11 protein-coding genes are annotated in these 16,171 nt (G+C 62.5%); 1 reads left to right on the top strand and 10 read right to left on the bottom strand.

Going from position 1 to position 16,171, the window contains the following annotated elements; translation table 11 throughout:
- Positions 1-3 precede the first annotated feature (3 nt).
- On the top strand, positions 4-3,252 hold the full coding sequence (locus M2334_RS15560) for an efflux RND transporter permease subunit (RefSeq protein WP_264605897.1): 3,249 nt from the start codon (positions 4-6) through the stop codon (positions 3,250-3,252).
- On the opposite strand, the gene M2334_RS15555 is transcribed toward M2334_RS15560, so the two are convergent.
- From M2334_RS15555 to M2334_RS15510, 10 genes are all read right to left on the bottom strand, one after another.
- Positions 3,237-4,682: a spinster family MFS transporter gene (locus M2334_RS15555; protein WP_264605896.1), complete on the bottom strand. Its 1,446-nt coding sequence runs from the start codon at positions 4,680-4,682 to the stop codon at positions 3,237-3,239. The two genes, M2334_RS15560 and M2334_RS15555, sit on opposite strands and share 16 nt — an antisense overlap.
- Before the next feature lie 48 nt (positions 4,683-4,730).
- Positions 4,731-5,888, bottom strand: coding sequence for a 12-oxophytodienoate reductase (locus tag M2334_RS15550; RefSeq protein ID WP_264605895.1), 1,158 nt, complete (start codon positions 5,886-5,888; stop codon positions 4,731-4,733).
- Between the two features lie 40 nt (positions 5,889-5,928).
- The gene (locus M2334_RS15545) at positions 5,929-8,040 is read right to left on the bottom strand and encodes a TonB-dependent receptor (RefSeq protein WP_264605894.1); all 2,112 of its coding nucleotides are present in this window, start codon (positions 8,038-8,040) and stop codon (positions 5,929-5,931) included.
- Between the two features lie 120 nt (positions 8,041-8,160).
- Positions 8,161-9,081 carry a helix-turn-helix transcriptional regulator gene (locus tag M2334_RS15540; RefSeq protein ID WP_264595252.1) on the bottom strand — a complete coding sequence of 307 codons (921 nt, stop codon included), beginning with the start codon at positions 9,079-9,081 and terminating at the stop codon, positions 8,161-8,163.
- A 484-nt stretch (positions 9,082-9,565) separates the two neighbouring features.
- A complete protein-coding gene (locus M2334_RS15535; protein ID WP_264605893.1) occupies positions 9,566-10,639 on the bottom strand; it encodes an isopenicillin N synthase family dioxygenase in 1,074 nt (357 codons plus the stop codon).
- Positions 10,640-10,827: 188 nt separating this feature from the next.
- On the bottom strand, positions 10,828-11,097 hold the full coding sequence (locus tag M2334_RS15530) for a hypothetical protein (RefSeq protein WP_264605892.1): 270 nt from the start codon (positions 11,095-11,097) through the stop codon (positions 10,828-10,830).
- Between the two features lie 17 nt (positions 11,098-11,114).
- Positions 11,115-12,479, bottom strand: coding sequence for a hypothetical protein (locus M2334_RS15525; RefSeq protein WP_264575525.1), 1,365 nt, complete (start codon positions 12,477-12,479; stop codon positions 11,115-11,117).
- Positions 12,480-12,483: 4 nt separating this feature from the next.
- Positions 12,484-13,392, bottom strand: a complete 909-nt coding sequence (locus M2334_RS15520; protein ID WP_264605891.1) for an amidohydrolase family protein — start codon at positions 13,390-13,392, stop codon at positions 12,484-12,486.
- 38 nt (positions 13,393-13,430) lie between these two features.
- Positions 13,431-14,828: a spinster family MFS transporter gene (locus M2334_RS15515; RefSeq protein WP_264605890.1), complete on the bottom strand. Its 1,398-nt coding sequence runs from the start codon at positions 14,826-14,828 to the stop codon at positions 13,431-13,433.
- Between the two features lie 50 nt (positions 14,829-14,878).
- Entirely contained in the window at positions 14,879-16,030 is a 1,152-nt protein-coding gene (locus tag M2334_RS15510) for an iron-containing alcohol dehydrogenase (protein ID WP_264605889.1), read from the bottom strand.
- Positions 16,031-16,171 lie beyond the last annotated feature (141 nt).

The following is a 16,171-nucleotide window of genomic DNA, read 5'->3' as shown; positions in this document are numbered from 1 at the left end:
ACCATGATCGCCCGCATCGTCACATGGGCGGTGGAGCAGCGATGGCTTGTCCTCGCTCTCACCGCCGTCGCCGCCGTCATAGGCGCCTTTTCTTTGTCCCGCCTGCCGATCGACGCCGTGCCGGACATCACCAACAATCAGGTGCAGATCAACGTCCGTGCGCCCGCGCTCTCGCCTGAACTGGTCGAGAAGCAGGTGTCGTTTCCGATCGAAACGGCGCTCGCCGGTATTCCGGGTCTTGAGTACACCCGTTCGCTGAGCCGCAATGGCTTTGCCCAGGTCACGGCCGTGTTCACCGACGCAACCGACATCTATTTCGCGCGTCAACAGGTCGGCGAACGCCTTGAAAGCGTGAAAGAGAGCCTGCCCGGCGGCGTCAGCCCTGAAATGGGGCCGATCGCGACGGGGCTTGGCGAGGTTTATATGTGGACCGTCCGGCTCGACCATCGGGCGGACGACAAGCATCGGCCCGGCGAGCCTGGCCAGCAGCCAGACGGCAGCTACATCACGCCCGAAGGGCAACGGCTGACGAGCGAGGCCGATAAGGCCACCTATCTGCGCACCACGCAGGACTGGATCGTCACGCCGCTCCTCAAGAACGTGCCCGGCGTCGCCGGCATCGATTCGATCGGCGGCTACGCCAAACAATATCTCGTCGTGCCCAATGTCCAGAAACTGGCATCAATGGGGCTAACCCTGACCGACCTCGGCACGGCGCTCGAGCGCAACAACTCCAGCGTCGGGGGCGGGTTCGTCAATCGCGGGGGCGAAGGTCTCGCGGTCATATCGGACGCGCTGATCCGCAACGAAGCGGAATTGGCGCGGATAGTCATCGCCACCCGCGAAGGCGTGCCGATCACGCTTGATCAGGTCGCCACGGTGCAGACCGGACAGGCGGTTCGGATGGGATCAGCCTCGGAGAACGGCACCGAAGTGGTGGTTGGCACGGCGATCATGCGGATCGGTGAAAACAGTCGCACCGTGGCGACCGCGGTTGCCGACAGGCTGCAGGAGATCAACGCATCCCTGCCCCCCGACGTCGTCATTCAGCCGGTGCTGGATCGGACGGTCCTCGTGAACTCAACGATCAAGACGGTCGCAAAGAATCTCAGCGAAGGCGCGCTTCTGGTCATCGTCATCCTGTTCCTGTTGCTCGGCAACTTCCGGGCGGCCCTGATCGCAGCGCTGGTCATCCCGATCACGATGGTGCTGACCGGTTTCGGAATGCTGCGCGTCGGCGTCTCAGCCAATCTGATGAGCCTTGGCGCGCTCGACTTCGGCCTTATCGTCGATGGCGCCGTCATCATCGTTGAGAATGCGCTCAGGCGTATTGCCGAACAACAGCATCATGAGGGGCGCCTGCTCACAGTGCAGGAGCGGCTCGGCAATGTTGCGAGCGCCGCGCGCGAAATGATCCGTCCCTCTGTGTACGGTCAGGCGATCATCATTCTGGTCTACGTGCCACTGCTCACGCTCACCGGGGTGGAAGGCAAGACCTTCGTGCCGATGGCGCTCACGGTCATCATCGCGCTCGCCTTCGCCTTCATCCTGTCGTTGACCTTCGTGCCGGCGATGATCGCGATCTGGCTTTCCAAGAAGGTTGAGGAAAAGGATGGCCGGATCATCTCCTGGTTGAAGGCGCGGTACGAACCGGGCCTCGATCGGGCGATGAAGATGCCTTCGTTCACCATCGGAGCGGCGCTTGGAAGCCTTGCGATCGCGGCGGCGGCATTCCTCTCGCTGGGGCAGGTGTTCCTGCCGCAGCTCGATGAAGGCGACATCCTGATCCAGGCCCTGCGGATCCCTGCGACATCGGTCCAGCAAAGCCAGGCGATGCAGGCGCCGCTCGAGCAGATGATGTCGCGTCAAAAGGAGGTGAAGTTCGTCTTCTCCAAGACAGGCACGGCGGAACTGGCATCCGACCCGATGCCGCCCAATGCCACGGACATGTTCGTGATCCTCAAGCCACAAGACGAGTGGCCCGATCCCCGCCTGACCAAGGCGGAACTCGTGGAGCGTCTGGAAGGCGAGTTGGGGAAGATTCCCGGAAACGCCTATGAGATCACTCAGCCCATCCAGATGCGCTTTAACGAGCTGATTGCCGGCGTCCGCGGCGATGTCGCGGTCAAGGTTTTCGGTGACGATTTCGCATCGATGAACCGGGTAGCCGAGCAGGCCGCTTCGGTTCTGCGGAGGACGGAAGGCGCGACCGACGTAAAGGTCGAGCAGACAACGGGCCTGCCGATGCTCGACATCCGCGTCAATCGCGATGCGATGGCGCGGCTCGGCGTGACGGCGCAGGACGTGCAGGACACCATCACCGCCACGATCGGCGGCCGCACGTCAGGCATGATCTTCGAGGGTGATCGACGCTTCCCGGTGGTCATCCGCCTTTCCGAGGCCCAACGTGCCGACCTTGGCGCACTGGCCCAGATTCAGGTGCCGGTCGCTGGGGGCGCCTATGTCCCCCTGTCGAGTGTGGCGACGATTGCGGTGGTCGACGGGCCAAACCAGATCAGCCGCGAGAACGGCAAACGCCGCGTCGTTGTCCAGGCCAACGTCCGGGGCCGCGATGTGGGCAGTGTCGTTGCAGACGCTCAGGCAGCGATTGCGAACGAGGTGCGCTTGCCTGCGGGCAGTTATCTCGAGTGGGGCGGGCAGTTCGAGAATCTCGCTTCGGCAAGCGAGCGGCTGAAACTTGTCGTGCCGGGCTGCTTCGTCATCATCCTGTTGCTGCTCTACGGTGCGCTCGGCAATGTTCGGGACGCGGCGATCGTGTTTACCGGCGTGCCCTTCGCGCTCGTCGGCGGCGTGTTGCTGCTCTTCCTGCGCGGGATGGACTTCTCGATCTCGGCGGCGGTGGGGTTCATCGCGCTGTCGGGAATCGCGGTGTTGAACGGGCTGGTCATGGTCAGCTCCATTCAGGATCTGATCGGCAAGGGCATGAGCCGCGCCGAGGCAGCACGAACAGGCGCGATCCAACGCCTGCGGCCGGTCGCCATGACTGCGCTGGTCGCAAGCCTGGGCTTTGTGCCCATGGCGTTTGCCAGCGGCTCCGGAGCCGAGGTCCAGAAGCCGCTGGCGACCGTGGTGATCGGCGGCCTGACATCCGCAACGCTGCTGACACTGTTCGTTCTTCCGACACTCTATGCCCGCTTTGGACAACGCGCTGTCCGGCGGCGCGGTCATCCGATGACCTCGGACAAGCGTCACCCGCTCTTGTCAAAGCCGGTTAGTCAGACGCGCGAATGATGTGCATTTGAGGTGGTCCGAATGGTCATGTGACGCGCCGCAAGGAAGAAATGCCAGGCGGGCCACACCATCGCTGCGAGGCATCCCATGATCACCCATTGCGTGGCCTGGGATGTCGCGGAGCGGCATGCGCTGGCCAGTTCCGGGCCGCTCCCGGCGGCGGCCGCACCGCCGGGGCACGCGCTCGAAAAACCACCTTGCTCAAGGACGCTGAAGAGATGAGCTGCCAGCAGATCGATCCCCATGCCGGCAAGCAGTGGACCAAAACCCATCGCGATCAGACTGAGGCAGAAGCTCGCGATGACCGATGCAGTCGCCCGGCCGTTCGGCCCGACCGTACTGTGCAGCATGGCGTAGGAAGGCGCGAGATAGGTCGAGTTGACGACGGATGCGAGAAACAGGATCGCCGCGAGGCCCTGCCAGCTGCTTTGCGCATAAGCCGCGACATATAATGGCGCGCTGAGCGCAACGCCGATGGCAGGCACCCACATGATCCAGCGGTCGTCAAAGCGGGATGCCCAATGGACGATGAGCCCGCCTCCCAGTGTCGATATGGCCGATCCGAGCATGAAGGTCAGCGCGATGATCACGCCCAGTTCCGTGTAGCCCAGGTCGAAGCGGCGGATCATATAGGGGCCCATGAAGGTGACATTGGGCGCGCCGACCAGTCCCGCAGCCGTCAGAGCAATGATCACATTCCGAGCAATGGGCGATTTCCATAGCGCCATCGCAACTTCGATCAGGGACCCGGCGCTGGGCAACGTCCGCGCGGATGCCCGCTCAAAGCGGCCCCGTTCGGGCTCCTTGATAACCATCCAGGTCAGCAAGGCTACCAGCAGGCCGGGCAGACCCACGATCAGCATCGCGCTGCGCCATCCCCAATGGTCCATGACGAAGCCACCGATCACGACGCCGGCAAACCCGCCCAGCGGCAGGCCCAGCCCGAAGATCGACATCGCGCGCGTTCGCGCCTCCGGCGGAAAGAGATCACTGATCAACGAGTGTGAAGCGGGCAGGCAAGCCGCTTCACCGACACCGACACCGGCTCTGAACAGGCAAAGCTGCACGAAACTTGTCGCGAGGCCGCACAGCGCGGTCATGATCGACCAGAAGGCCACGCAGAGGGACAGGATCAACGTCCGGTTTCCCCGGTCGGACAGGCGCGCCATCGGAAATCCGACGACGACATACAGGAGACTGAAGGCAAAGCCGGTGAGCAGGCCAAGCTGCCAGTCCGCGAGGCGCAACTCTTCCTTGATCGGCTGGGCGAGGATCGAGAGGATGAACCGATCGAGATTGTTGAGCAGATAGACGAGCAGCAGGATGGAGAGCGCGATCCATGAGGCACGCGTGACATCTGGGCGGCTGGTCCCCCCCTTCAGATCGACCGCCTCATCCACCGCTAATTCGGCTGGCCTGCCAGAGTTCATTGCCTCGTCCCAACCCTTATCCCGATATCCGCCATGCCGATGTGTCGCTCAGGCCTTTGGGGGCACACCCTCCATATGGTCCGTTTCCCCATCAAGCTTGCCGAGCGCTTTGCGGGAAAAGGCGATGATGTCACCATAACGCTGCTCCTGCACCTTGTTGACCCATTCGGGGTCGCTGATCTGCCCGCGCCCGACAGCGACGAGGTCGAAGTCGCCCCGCTGCAGACCCTGGTCTAGAAGGGTGATGCTCGCCTGTGCATCGGATTGCGATTCCAGGCCCTGAGCCGTTTCCATGATGTCGGTGCTCAGGCCGACGCTGCCCACGGCGATTACCGGGAGTCCGCTCAGTTGCCTGACCCAAGCGGCCAGCGTCTTGTCGCTCTCCGGCCAGGCAGCCTCCCAGAAACGTCGCGTCGACACGTGGAGAATATCGACTCCTGAGTCCCGCAGCAGCGAGACGAATAACGCCAGCTCCTCTGGCGTCTCGGCGATCCGCGCATTGAGATCGATCTCCTTCCACTGGGAAAAGCGAAAGGAGATGATAAAATCTTCCCCGCAGGCTGCACGTACGCTTCGCGCAATTTCGGCAGGATAGCGCGCCCGCTCGGGCAGCGACTGGCCACCATAGCGATCCGAGCGGCGGTTGGTTTGCTCCCACAGAAACTGATCGAGAAAATAGCCGTGCGCGCCGTGCAGTTCTATGCCGTCTGCCCCAGCCTTTTGCGCGAGAAGCGCGGAGCGAACGAAGGCCTGTTTGATTTCCTCCAGGTCCTCAAGCGTCGCCGCCCGACCACGCGGTCGGTCCGCCGCCATCAATCCGGATGGGCTGAGTGTCGGCGTGACGACCACCCCGTCTCCCAGATCCTCATCCTTGCGCACTGCGCCCTCATGCCAGAGTTGCAGGAGAATGTGCCCGCCTGCAGCGCGCACTGCCCCAACGCACTGTCGCCAGGCCTCGAACGTGCCTTCGTCCAACCGGCTGAAAACAGCCGACCGTGTCGCGCTGGGGTGATCGACCGCGACCGACTCCGTGATGATAAGGCCCGCGCCACCCTTCACGCGCCGCACGTAGTAATCGGTGAGCGTATCGGTCGGCGCGCCGTCGACGCTCCATCCGCGTTGCATGCCGGGGAGGACGAAGCGATTGGCGAGTTGCCGCCCTTTCAAAGTGAACTGGTCGAAGAGGAGGGAGGACTGATCCGTCATGCGGTTGCGCCTCGCATCGATGATAGCTGGCCTGCCACGATCAGTAGCGCCATTTGACCGTCGCGCCGAAGGTGCGCGGCGGATTGAGCAACACCAAGTCGCCATTTGCGGACGGCTGGAAGGCCGCGATCTGCGCCTTGTCCTCAATGTTCCTGACGAACGCCGAGATCTGCCACGCGCGATTGGGGGTTTCGAAGGTCAAGCTCGCATTGGAGCGCAAATAGCCATCCTGATAGGAGCCGGGGGCGTTGCTGTTGGCCACGAAATGGCCCGTCACATATTTGCTGTCGATGCCGAAGGTCAGGCGGGCGCCGCTGTCGAAATCGAACCGGTGCTCGTAGGCGCCACCTAGCGTGAAATCGGGCGCGGCCTGGATCTGCTTGCCCGACAGGTTGGTCGCGCCAATGATATAGGTATCAAAGCGGGCATGGAGCCAGGTGGCCGCCAGCGACAGGCGACCCGCGGAGGAAACGGCGACCTCGGCCTCCAGCTCGCCGCCGTACATCGATGATTTCTGCGAATTGGTCGTCTGGATGAAGAAGCCGGGAATGGCGGCGTCGCGGATCACCTGCAGCGCCTGGAAATCCTTGTAATCATAATAGAAGACTTCGCCGTTGATCTGGAGGCGGTTGCCGAGCAGGCGGTTCTTCGACCCCAATTGATAGGCAGTAATCGTCTCCGGTCGGTAGGAGCCGGTGAAGCCGGGCAATTGCGGAACCTGATTGATGCCGCCCGATTTGAAGCCGGTGCTGACCGTCGCGTAGACCAGCGACGTCTCGGCCAGATCGAGCTCTGCCCCGGCTTTCCAGGTCCATTTGCGGGTCCGAAAATTCTGCAGGATCGGCAGTTCGGTGGTGGAGGTCGGCGAGATGGTGCGCACCACACCCGTCGCGGACTTCTCCTCGTCGGTATAGCGCAGCCCGCCGATGACCCGCAGCATGGAGGCGAGGGGCACGGTGACTTCGCCGAACACCGCTTTCGAGGTCGTCACCAGATGAGGATCGCTGGAGAAGTAGGGGATTTCGTCCTGATTGAAGGTCTGTGAAGCAGGCCCGGTCTCGCGTGCGTAAAAGCCGCCGAGGAGCCATTTGAAAGGCGACTGGGCAGGCGATGCGAGGCGCAGCTCCTGCGTGAACAATTTGCTGCGCACACCCTGGATAAAACCTGAGGACGACGTGCCGAGCACCTGCGTCTGCCGGGCGAGGAAGTCGTTGTCGCGGTAGCCAGTGAGCGAGGTGAGCGTAGCCCAGGGGAGCGTGAGATCAATCTGATTATAGACCGACCAGCTATCGCTATGATTGAAATCCGCGAGGTTGCGTCCGCTCAGCCCGGTATAGGGGCGGAAAGAGCGGCCGGCGCACAAAGCGCTGGTGGTGTTGGGCGGGCAATAGTCCCAACCCGCGCCATCGTTGCTCAGCTTGGAGCGGTCGGCACTCAGGACGATCCTTAGTTGATCGCTGGGCTGGACCATTAGACGCGCGCGCCCGACCCAATCAGCGGCATTGCTATACCCATCGGGGTAGAAGCCATCGCGCCTGTTTGAGCCGAACGCGAAACGGATCGCGGCCTTTTCACCCACGGGCACGTTCAGCATCGCCTCGGAACCGAAGGTCGCATAATTGCCCGCAGTCAGCGCGATATTTGCCTGCACTTGCCCCAGCACCGGTTCGTTGGTCAGGAAGTTGATCGCGCCGCCATTTGAGTTGCGGCCATAGAGCGTGCCCTGCGGTCCACGCAGAGACTCCACGCGCGCGATGTCGACCAGAACCGGGGGATATGCCTGGGGATGGGCCAGAAAGATGCCATCGACCGTATAGGCTATGGCGGAATCGACACCGGCCTGCGTGCTGAACGTGCCAACACCGCGCACGGTGACGATCGGCGTGCTCGTCGCTGTCTGGAATTCCACAGCGGGCAGCCGGCTCTGCAGGTCCGTCAACCCGGTGACGCCGGCCCGCTCGAGGGCGCCGCCGCCGATCACCGACACGGCAACAGGTGCGTTCTGCAACGTCTCTGCCGTCCGACGCGCAGTGACGACAATGTCCTCGATCGTTGCCGATGGTTCGCTCGGTCCCGTCTGCGCCATCCCCGGCGTCGCCACCAAGGCCGCCAGCACGCAAAAACCGGACAGACTGTCAGAGCCCTTCCACATATCCTCGCCCTCTTCATTTCGTTGTTTTGTGGCGAGCAGGCTTAATTGGCCGCAGCCAGGCCGTCTTTCCGATTTCCGCAGTGGATTTTTGAAATTTGGAAGCGCGGGTCGGTTCTGAGTCTAAGCAATGCGGCCATATCGCAACTGCCGTGGCGAAACCCCGGCATAGGACCGAAAGCTGGTGCTGAACTGACTGCTGCTGTTGAAGCCACACTCCAGCGCAATGTCGGTGATCGATCTATCCTGCCAGGCTGGCGATTTGAGGAGCGCCTCTGCTTGTTGGAGCCGGAAATTCCGGATCATCCGGGCGGGTGACTCTTCAACCTGACAGATGAGGTGCAGGTAACGCGTGGATATCCCGAGCGCGCGCGCAATATCCGCCGCTGAAAAATCGGGATCGCTGAAATTCCGTGTGATGATCTCGCGAACGCGCAGCACATCGGCGCTGCGCTTGTGCAAGCCAGGGCTATGGTCATCGGCTTTGACGGGACGCAGAGTATCAAGGAAGCCGTCCACCAGCTTCGTGCTGATCGAAGGAAACTGCGCCAACCCAATGCATGATCGAAGCGCAAACATGATGTCGCGCGCTGCGAGCCCATTGGCATCGGGCAAGACGGTCGCTGATGTGCTCAGATGAACCGGCTCCGGAACATGGCGCGCGACCATCCAGTGAGGCAGAACGAGCGTAAGATGCCGCGTGTCGCCAAGGCTGATCGTCCTGATTGGATCGTTCGTATTGATGACGACGAGTTTATGTTCCGGGATTTCCTGTATTTGGCCATCGCCTCGGCCGATCCAGGTGGGACGGTTCGCGATGTAGAAGCAGAATTTCGCAGCGCGATTGTCGGAACCGCCGCCGCTTATGACCTCGAAGCGCTCGGGCACCAGCCAGTCAAAGAGCTGGATTTCGCTCTGACTGTTCGTGGTCGCGGCCACGATGACAGGCCGATGTGGCGTCCCGACATATGTCGCCGCCTGATACAAGGCAAAGCCACTGTTCCACGACCGATTGATTGGCGAAACTGAAATGTTCTGTGCCATGATGGTATCAAGATGTCATGCGATGCGCATTCCGCATAGTGTCAATGCGTGGGGTCGCTCTTTGCGTGACCTACCCGGCTTGACTGGTCCCCGGTACATGTGACCCCCAGTGGGCCGGTCATAGGAGAACCCTTGGACAGCGCGCCCGCGGGTTGTCCTCAGTTTTAACAGTTCAACATAGCCGACATTTCACCGCGCGAAACGGCCCGTGAGGACCTGCGCTGGTTCATGAAGCTGGCTTGCGCCATGAGCCTGAGATCGGCGGCGGTTAAAATCGAAGCGCACGCTGTGGGTTGCGGTTGCGAGGCGATCCATCTGAGATCGTTTAGCAAGGATTCTCGGGGTGAATCAGGCTGAATCAATCGCGGTCTGACGCGGCTTCGGCACGAGGTGGCAGACAGATCGCATTCTGCTCGCGCCCCTTGCCTTATTCTTCTGTCTGACGACGCCAGCTGTTCTCTCTAATGAGAGCCGCTCATCAGCATCACACACAATCGGCGTAAAACCGTGCTGCTACATCAGGGTGGGATCTCAAGCGCGCCTTGAGGTGGTTCATGCCGACGTCGCGAAACAGTGGGTTGTCGGGGTCTGAACTCACCCCGCGTTCGACTGCGCGGAGTTCGGGGGGCAGTTCGATCAGGGGGATGCTGCCTTCGTGGCTCGCGCCGAGAAAGAACGGAATGGAATAGCGCGCCGTGCCGGGCTCTGGCGAGGTCGCGCAATGGACGTCCGCGTGGACGAAGCCGTTGGTGGCCAGTTCAAGCAGTTCTCCGGTGTTCACGACGAATGTACCCGGCACGGGCGGCGCATCGATCCACGATCCGTCCTCAAGCTGGACCTGCAGCCCCGGCAACACGTCTTGCAGCAAGATGGTGATCAGCCCGCCATCCTTATGGGCGCCGACGCCCTGTTTCGACGTGGCTTGATGGCGACCGGGATAGCGCACGATTTTGAGATGCTGGCGTGGGCCCGACTTGTACATGGGCGCAAAGGCATCTTCGTCTTGGCCGAGCGCCAGGGCGATCGCGCGGAGGGCTTCGATCCCGACCCGCGTCACCTCAGCCTGATAGGCCAGAATGATGCCTCGCATCTCCGGCAGGGCATCGGGCCACTGATTGGGCCCGATGGCGCGATGCCACGCGGGTGTGTCGGGGCCAGTGGGCAGCGGGGCTTCCTCGCGGTCGAAATCCACCTGCTCGCGCCAGTCGGGCTTACCGCCTGTCAGTTCCATGCCGGCCCGGCAATAGCCCCGGAAATGCGGCGATCTGATCATTTCAATGGCGAGCTTGTCTTCCTCCGGCAATGCGAAGAACTGCTTGGAGACGGCGAGGGCTGCGGCGCACAGCGCGGGGTCGACGCCATGACCCTTAAGGTAGAAGAAGCCGAAACGGTGCAGCACACTCCTCAGATGTGCGATCAGCGTCTCACGGTCTCGCGCGCTGCCTTGCAGTCTGGAGATGTCCACGACCGGCAGGGTGTCAGGCAGATCGGCACCCTGTTCGGGTTGATCGCCAACGCCGGCTTTTCCGGCCACAAGATCTGAAAGAACGTCCAACATCATACTCTCCATTTTGTGTCGCCAAGCGTGCAGTCATTGTCCAGGCGGGCAATGATCGCGCTGGCTGATCCATGGTGTTGATTTTGAACGACCGTGTCGGTGGGTAAACCACATTCGTTCCCACCGTCGTTGGGATAAATCCCATCTTTCGAAACTATGAATCTATATTTCCTGTGATGGAAATATATTCAGAAATAAAAAAGATTTACATCGGATTTGAGCTGCGTCTGAATCTCTTCAATATGGGTACCTATGAGATTCGGCGCGAGGTAGATCGCCTTCCCACAAGTCGCGCAGCACAGGTCGCGTTTGGGCGTCTCCAATGGCTGGTGGGCCACAAGGTCTGGCGTCAGGCTGCAACAGGCGCAGCCGCCGGCGCTCGAAAATCTTTCGAGCTGGTCAATCATCTCCTGTGTCCAGCGCGCGTGGCAGAATGGGCAGGTCGCGTGATTATCCATATGTCTTCTTTCCATGGCTATCCCAGGTCTGCGCGACGGGAGATGATGTAGGCTTCGTTCTGGAACCACAGCCCGCCATATTTGCGCAGCGTCTGGCGGGTGGCCTCGAGATAGCGATCGCTGTTCATCGCCACGGACAGCCGGTCGTCTTCGATCTGCGCCACGTAGCTGGCGGCATTCCAGGCCGCGAGCAGCGTGGAGGAGCCGATCGACTGATCGATTTCGGTATCCAGCGTCTGGATACCATAGCGGAACACCGAGCGCTCATCGGATAGATCGTGAAGCTGGAATTTGCGCGCGTCACGGCCGAGTTCGGCCTGGACAGCGGCCATCAGTATCTGCCGCTTGTGGACGAAGGGGGCTTCGTCCGGCCAAATGGTCTGAATCAACTCCATGCCCGGATCGTCACCAAAGGAATGCACGCCCATCAGCTGCCCGCTCAGGCGCAACGCGCGGGCGAGCGGCGCGACGATCTTCTCCGCCTTGAAGGATAGCTCTGCCCGCGCGCTATAGGGTTGGGACAGTAGTACGAAGTCGAAATCGGCACTGGCCCGGCCTCGACGTGGAATGACCGCGTCGAGCGCGAACCGATGGTCGCGGCGGTACAGGATGAGGACGGCGGGGACTTCATGCAGCGGGCGCCCTGTGGCGGCACTGCGGCGCACGCGCCAGTTGCGTTCCAGAAATGGCTGAAGCTCGGCGATCGCCTCCTCGAAATCGCCGGCCGTGGTCCCATCGAGCGGCACTTCTTCCCAGACCATCCGGCTGGCGTCCACAGGATTGCGCGGGTTGAGCCAAGGGGCCTCGGTATAGGGCAGGTTGGTGACGACCAGCACCGTCGCCGGATGCTCCTGAAACCTGTCGGGCATTTTCTCCAGCATCAGTCGCACGTTTTCGAGGCTGATTTCCTTCGCGACGATGTAGAAAGGTAGCCAAGCGTAACGGCGGTGCGCGCCGCGCAGAAGCCGGGTAAGTGCGGTTCCATCGCCGGCGCCCCCATCAAACAAGCGGATCGCGGGCGGACGGGGCTGGGCGAGGGCCAATTGCTGCAACGCGCGGTCGGCGATCACCTGCTTTTCCGATGAGGTGTTCACGAACATCAGATATTTCTGGCGGTTGTCGTAGAAGCGGAAGCTGTGCTCGACGCTCATCTCGGCGCGACCGATAATGGCCGATCGCAACGTCGCTGCCGATGGCCCGCCCTGCTCGGCGATGAAGCGGTGGACCCGTTCTACCGTCTGGAGCGTCACGCGGCCGCCCTGCTGCAGGCGGCTGACGAACTTGCCGTCGTTGACAGCCTGCCGCCCGAATGTCGTCTGGGCGATCTTCAGCCGCTTGCAGGCTTCTTCGACCTGAGCCAGCAGGGTCTCGGCATCGGTCATGCCGCTACCATCGCATCTCGGGCATTGGCCAGTCCGTGCCGATGGGCGGCAGGCGCAGCAGGCGGGTCGCAGTGCCGCCGAAAATCAGGCGCTTGTCCGCAAGGCTCAGCCGGTCGCTCCGCAGCAGAAAGTTGAGGCTTTCGGCATAGGTCAGTCCGCGGCGCCGTGGGCGGGCACCGCGGGGAAGATCGGCCGTGCGCAAGCGCGTATAATCGCTGGCCCACATGATCCGCTCCGCTCCGAACGCGGCAATCAACTGGTCGAGCCGCGGCCACAGATCCTCGAACGGGTAAGACTCTTCCGACAGGAGCGGGGCGCCGCAGAGCTTCACGGCAATGTTGGAGTAGCGGGCAAGGTCGAGCAGGTCGGGGAAGGTCGCCCAGGACATCGTCTCGGGCGGCGACACGGGGTGCTGCGCGACGCCGATATGGTCGATGATCAGCGTCAAGGTGGGATGCCGTTCGGCAATCTCCGCCATGCGCGCGCATCCGCCGTGGGTGGAGTTGAAGATGGGCAGGCCGACCTCTTCTGCCGCCGCATAAAGGGTATCGAACTTTCCGGTATCGAACTCTGGGCGCATTTCCGCTGTCGCGAAGTTTCCGACCAATGCGCGCCCTGCCACCATGGCGGGATTGGCTGCGACCTTGCGGACAGCAGGGCCGAAGTCGTCGACGATCGGGAAGAAGGTATGGACCCCCGGAAAGCGCCCCGGGAAGAGGGTGCTGGCGAGTTCGATAAACGCGTCGTCGGTGACCGCGAGCGCCCGGTCGACGCCGATCGCGTCCATCGCTTCGCGTGCGAGTTCGATCTGCATCCTTGTCAACAGGTGCATGTCTGCCCCGTCCAGCCGAACTGCAGGAAAAGGCTCATGGATTTGCGCGTCGATGATTTCGAGCGTGTCGATCGGGGCCATGCAGTCGGGGTCTCCTCCGTGGGTCTGACCTTGCGCGCTCATTGCCCGGCCTCCAGCGCCATCCGGTCGACGCTGCGGGCGAATGGCTTGAGGCCCTGCCAGGTGATCAAAAGGGTCAATGGGCCAAGCAGGGCAGTGCTGAGCGAGATGGAGTAGTTGAGCAGTTGCGGATCGCGGAAGAGATAGTCCGTCAGGATCGCGACGAGGAGCGGGCCCACCGCAAAGGCCAGAACATTGGTGCAGAACTGGCTCACCGAACTGACCTGCGCGCGCATGCTGTTGGGCGTGACAAGCTGGAAGGCGGCGATAGCGGGGCCGGCGCCCATGGCGGAAACGAACATGGCGACCGATTGAAGCGTCAACACCATCCAGGGATTGGGCAGCAACGGCGCGACGATGTAGCAGGGCACGGACACGCAGAGGCCGTAGAAGACGATGCGCAGATTAGCGTCGGAGCGCCCCTGCTTCATCCAGCGTTCCGAGACGCGCGCGCCGAGCAGCAGGGCGATGGGCGAGAGGACCATGGCGATCCCGCCCGTGATCATGCCGACATCGGACAGCTCCCAGCCGAATTCGCGGTGGTAGAGCGTTGGCATCCATTGCGAGATGCCCATAACCATCAGCAGCTTCATGGCGAGGCCGCCGATCGCAGCGAGATAGACGCGCCAGTCATCTCGCATGAAGCGGGCGACATCCTTCACCGGGACGCTTTTCAGCTTACGGCCTTTTAGTCCACGCCGCGCCGGCTCCTTGGTGGTCAGCACGACGAGCGCCCAGATGAGGCCCGGCGCGCCGACGATGATGAAGGCCCACTGCCAGGGGCGGATCGTGCCGCCGAAGGGCAAGCTAACCGTCGGGAAGTGTTCGACCATCGCGAGCACCGCGCCGCCCATGAAGAGCGCAAGCCCCGTGCCCACCGTCGCGCCGATGGACAGCACACCGGTTCCAAAGGCCACCTTTTCCCGTGGGTAGGAGTCCGTCACGATCGACCAGGTCGCCGGGCCATAGCCCGACTCGCCGGCGCCGATACCCATGCGCGCGAGGAACAGATGCGTGTAGTTTTGAGCCAGACCGCACAGCATCGTGGCACCGCTCCAGAAAGCGATGCAGGCGGCGACGATGTTGCGGCGGTTGCGGGTGTCCGCGATGCGGGCGATGGGCAGGCCGGCGATTGCATAGGTCAGCGAAAAGGCCGCGCCCAGCAACAGAGCCGCCTGCGTATCGGAAATACCGAAATCGCGCTGCACGGGCAGGATCAGCAATGCGAGAACCTGACGATCCACGACCGTGAACAGGACGACGACCGTCAGCACGAAGAGCGAATAATGCGCTTGCCCGCGGGTCGGCATGTCCGTGTCATCTGCCGGCGCGCCAAGCGTGGGACCAGCGGTTGCTTGGGAAACGCCAGCATCATGCGCATCGTGATGGACAGTCAAAAATCGTCTCCCAAAGCCGGTTGTTTTCTATCTTCTATCCGCATGTCGATTCAGAATGCAGCGCCGTAGATTTGGCGCGCGTCACGCCATTCGACGGGGCGCACATTGCGGTCCAGCAAGCGGGTGACGGTCATTGCGCTATCCGTCATCCGGTCCAGCGCATCGGCCGGCACGCCATGGTCGGAGAGGCGCATGGGCACGCCGCAATCGCGGCACAATCCTTCGATTAAACGCAGCCCTGCGCGCGCGATCTCGGCCGTCGTTCCGTTGCCATCCGCGCCAGCCGCCATCGCGATGTCGGCATAGCGTGCCTCCGCTGCTGGCAGGTTGAAGGCGAGGACGTGCGGCAGAAGGATGGCGTTCGACACGCCGTGGGCGACATGGAACTCACCGCCGAGCGGATAAGCCAGCGCATGAACGGCGGCCGTGTTCACCGGGCCAAGGCATAGGCCCCCATAGAAGCTGGCCCGCGCCATGTCCGTCCGCGCTTGCACATCGCTGCCATTGCGCACGGCGTTGAGCAAACTGCGGAAGACCAGCCGCACGCCCGCCAACGCGAAGGTATCGATCACCGGGTGGGCAAAGCGGTTGGCATAAGCTTCGATGCAATGAGTCAGCGCGTCTAGCCCGGTCGCAGCAGTGACGGCGGGCGGCATCGACATCGTGAGCATCGGGTCGATATAGGCGGCATCCGGCACCAGATGCTCGCTCACCACGCCCTTCTTGAGCAGGTCATTCTCATCCAGCAGGATGGCAATGGGCGAAACCTCGCTGCCGGTGCCGGCGGTGGTCGGGATGCACGCGAGCCAGCATCTGCGCGGGCCGGACAGGCCGTCGCGCTGAACATCCGCGATCGTCTGGCGGCCATCCAGCAGGGCGGCGGCGAGTTTCGCAAGATCCATCGAACTGCCGCCGCCGATGCCGATGACGGCATCTGCGGCCCGACTTTGGGCTATCGCCAGCAAGGCCTCGAAGTCGCTTACGGATGGCTCGCTGCCGCTGTCGCACCAGATTTCGGTGCGCAAGCCTTGCGCCCGCAAGGGGCCGGCGACCCGCTCCGCGGCGTCGCGTACCGGTGGCGTCGTCACGATAAGGGCAGACTTCGAGCCGATCTTGAGAAGATCATCGACCAACCGCGCCGACACATCCGGCCCGAAATGGAGGAGCGCCACCTGTTTCATGCTGATCTGCTGGGGACTCATGGTCGGCGCGTTCCTGACGGTGATTTTGCAGGATCGGGATGACATGACCCGCCGGGCGGCACTTACCCTGGTCGGAAGTTGCAGATGCCCGTCGCGGTATGTCTGGCACCCCGCCTGTAGGCCTCCTGCAAACCAGGCGTC

This window comes from Sphingobium sp. B11D3D, assembly GCF_025961755.1.
Classification (GTDB): Bacteria; Pseudomonadota; Alphaproteobacteria; order Sphingomonadales; family Sphingomonadaceae; genus Sphingobium.
Note: the sequence above shows the minus strand (reverse complement) of the source record. Positions and strands in the feature narration are given on the sequence as shown.

Bases quoted from the DNA above. Each gene is read 5' to 3' on its own strand.
- M2334_RS15560 (WP_264605897.1), top strand. From the start codon at position 4: ATGATCGCCCGCATCGTCACATGGGCGGTGGAGCAGCGATGGCTTGTC.
- M2334_RS15555 (WP_264605896.1), bottom strand. From the start codon at position 4,682: ATGAACTCTGGCAGGCCAGCCGAATTAGCGGTGGATGAGGCGGTCGAT.
- M2334_RS15550 (WP_264605895.1), bottom strand. From the start codon at position 5,888: ATGACGGATCAGTCCTCCCTCCTCTTCGACCAGTTCACTTTGAAAGGG.
- M2334_RS15545 (WP_264605894.1), bottom strand. From the start codon at position 8,040: ATGTGGAAGGGCTCTGACAGTCTGTCCGGTTTTTGCGTGCTGGCGGCC.
- M2334_RS15540 (WP_264595252.1), bottom strand. From the start codon at position 9,081: ATGGCACAGAACATTTCAGTTTCGCCAATCAATCGGTCGTGGAACAGT.
- M2334_RS15535 (WP_264605893.1), bottom strand. From the start codon at position 10,639: ATGTTGGACGTTCTTTCAGATCTTGTGGCCGGAAAAGCCGGCGTTGGC.
- M2334_RS15530 (WP_264605892.1), bottom strand. From the start codon at position 11,097: ATGGATAATCACGCGACCTGCCCATTCTGCCACGCGCGCTGGACACAG.
- M2334_RS15525 (WP_264575525.1), bottom strand. From the start codon at position 12,479: ATGACCGATGCCGAGACCCTGCTGGCTCAGGTCGAAGAAGCCTGCAAG.
- M2334_RS15520 (WP_264605891.1), bottom strand. From the start codon at position 13,392: ATGGCCCCGATCGACACGCTCGAAATCATCGACGCGCAAATCCATGAG.
- M2334_RS15510 (WP_264605889.1), bottom strand. From the start codon at position 16,030: ATGAGTCCCCAGCAGATCAGCATGAAACAGGTGGCGCTCCTCCATTTC.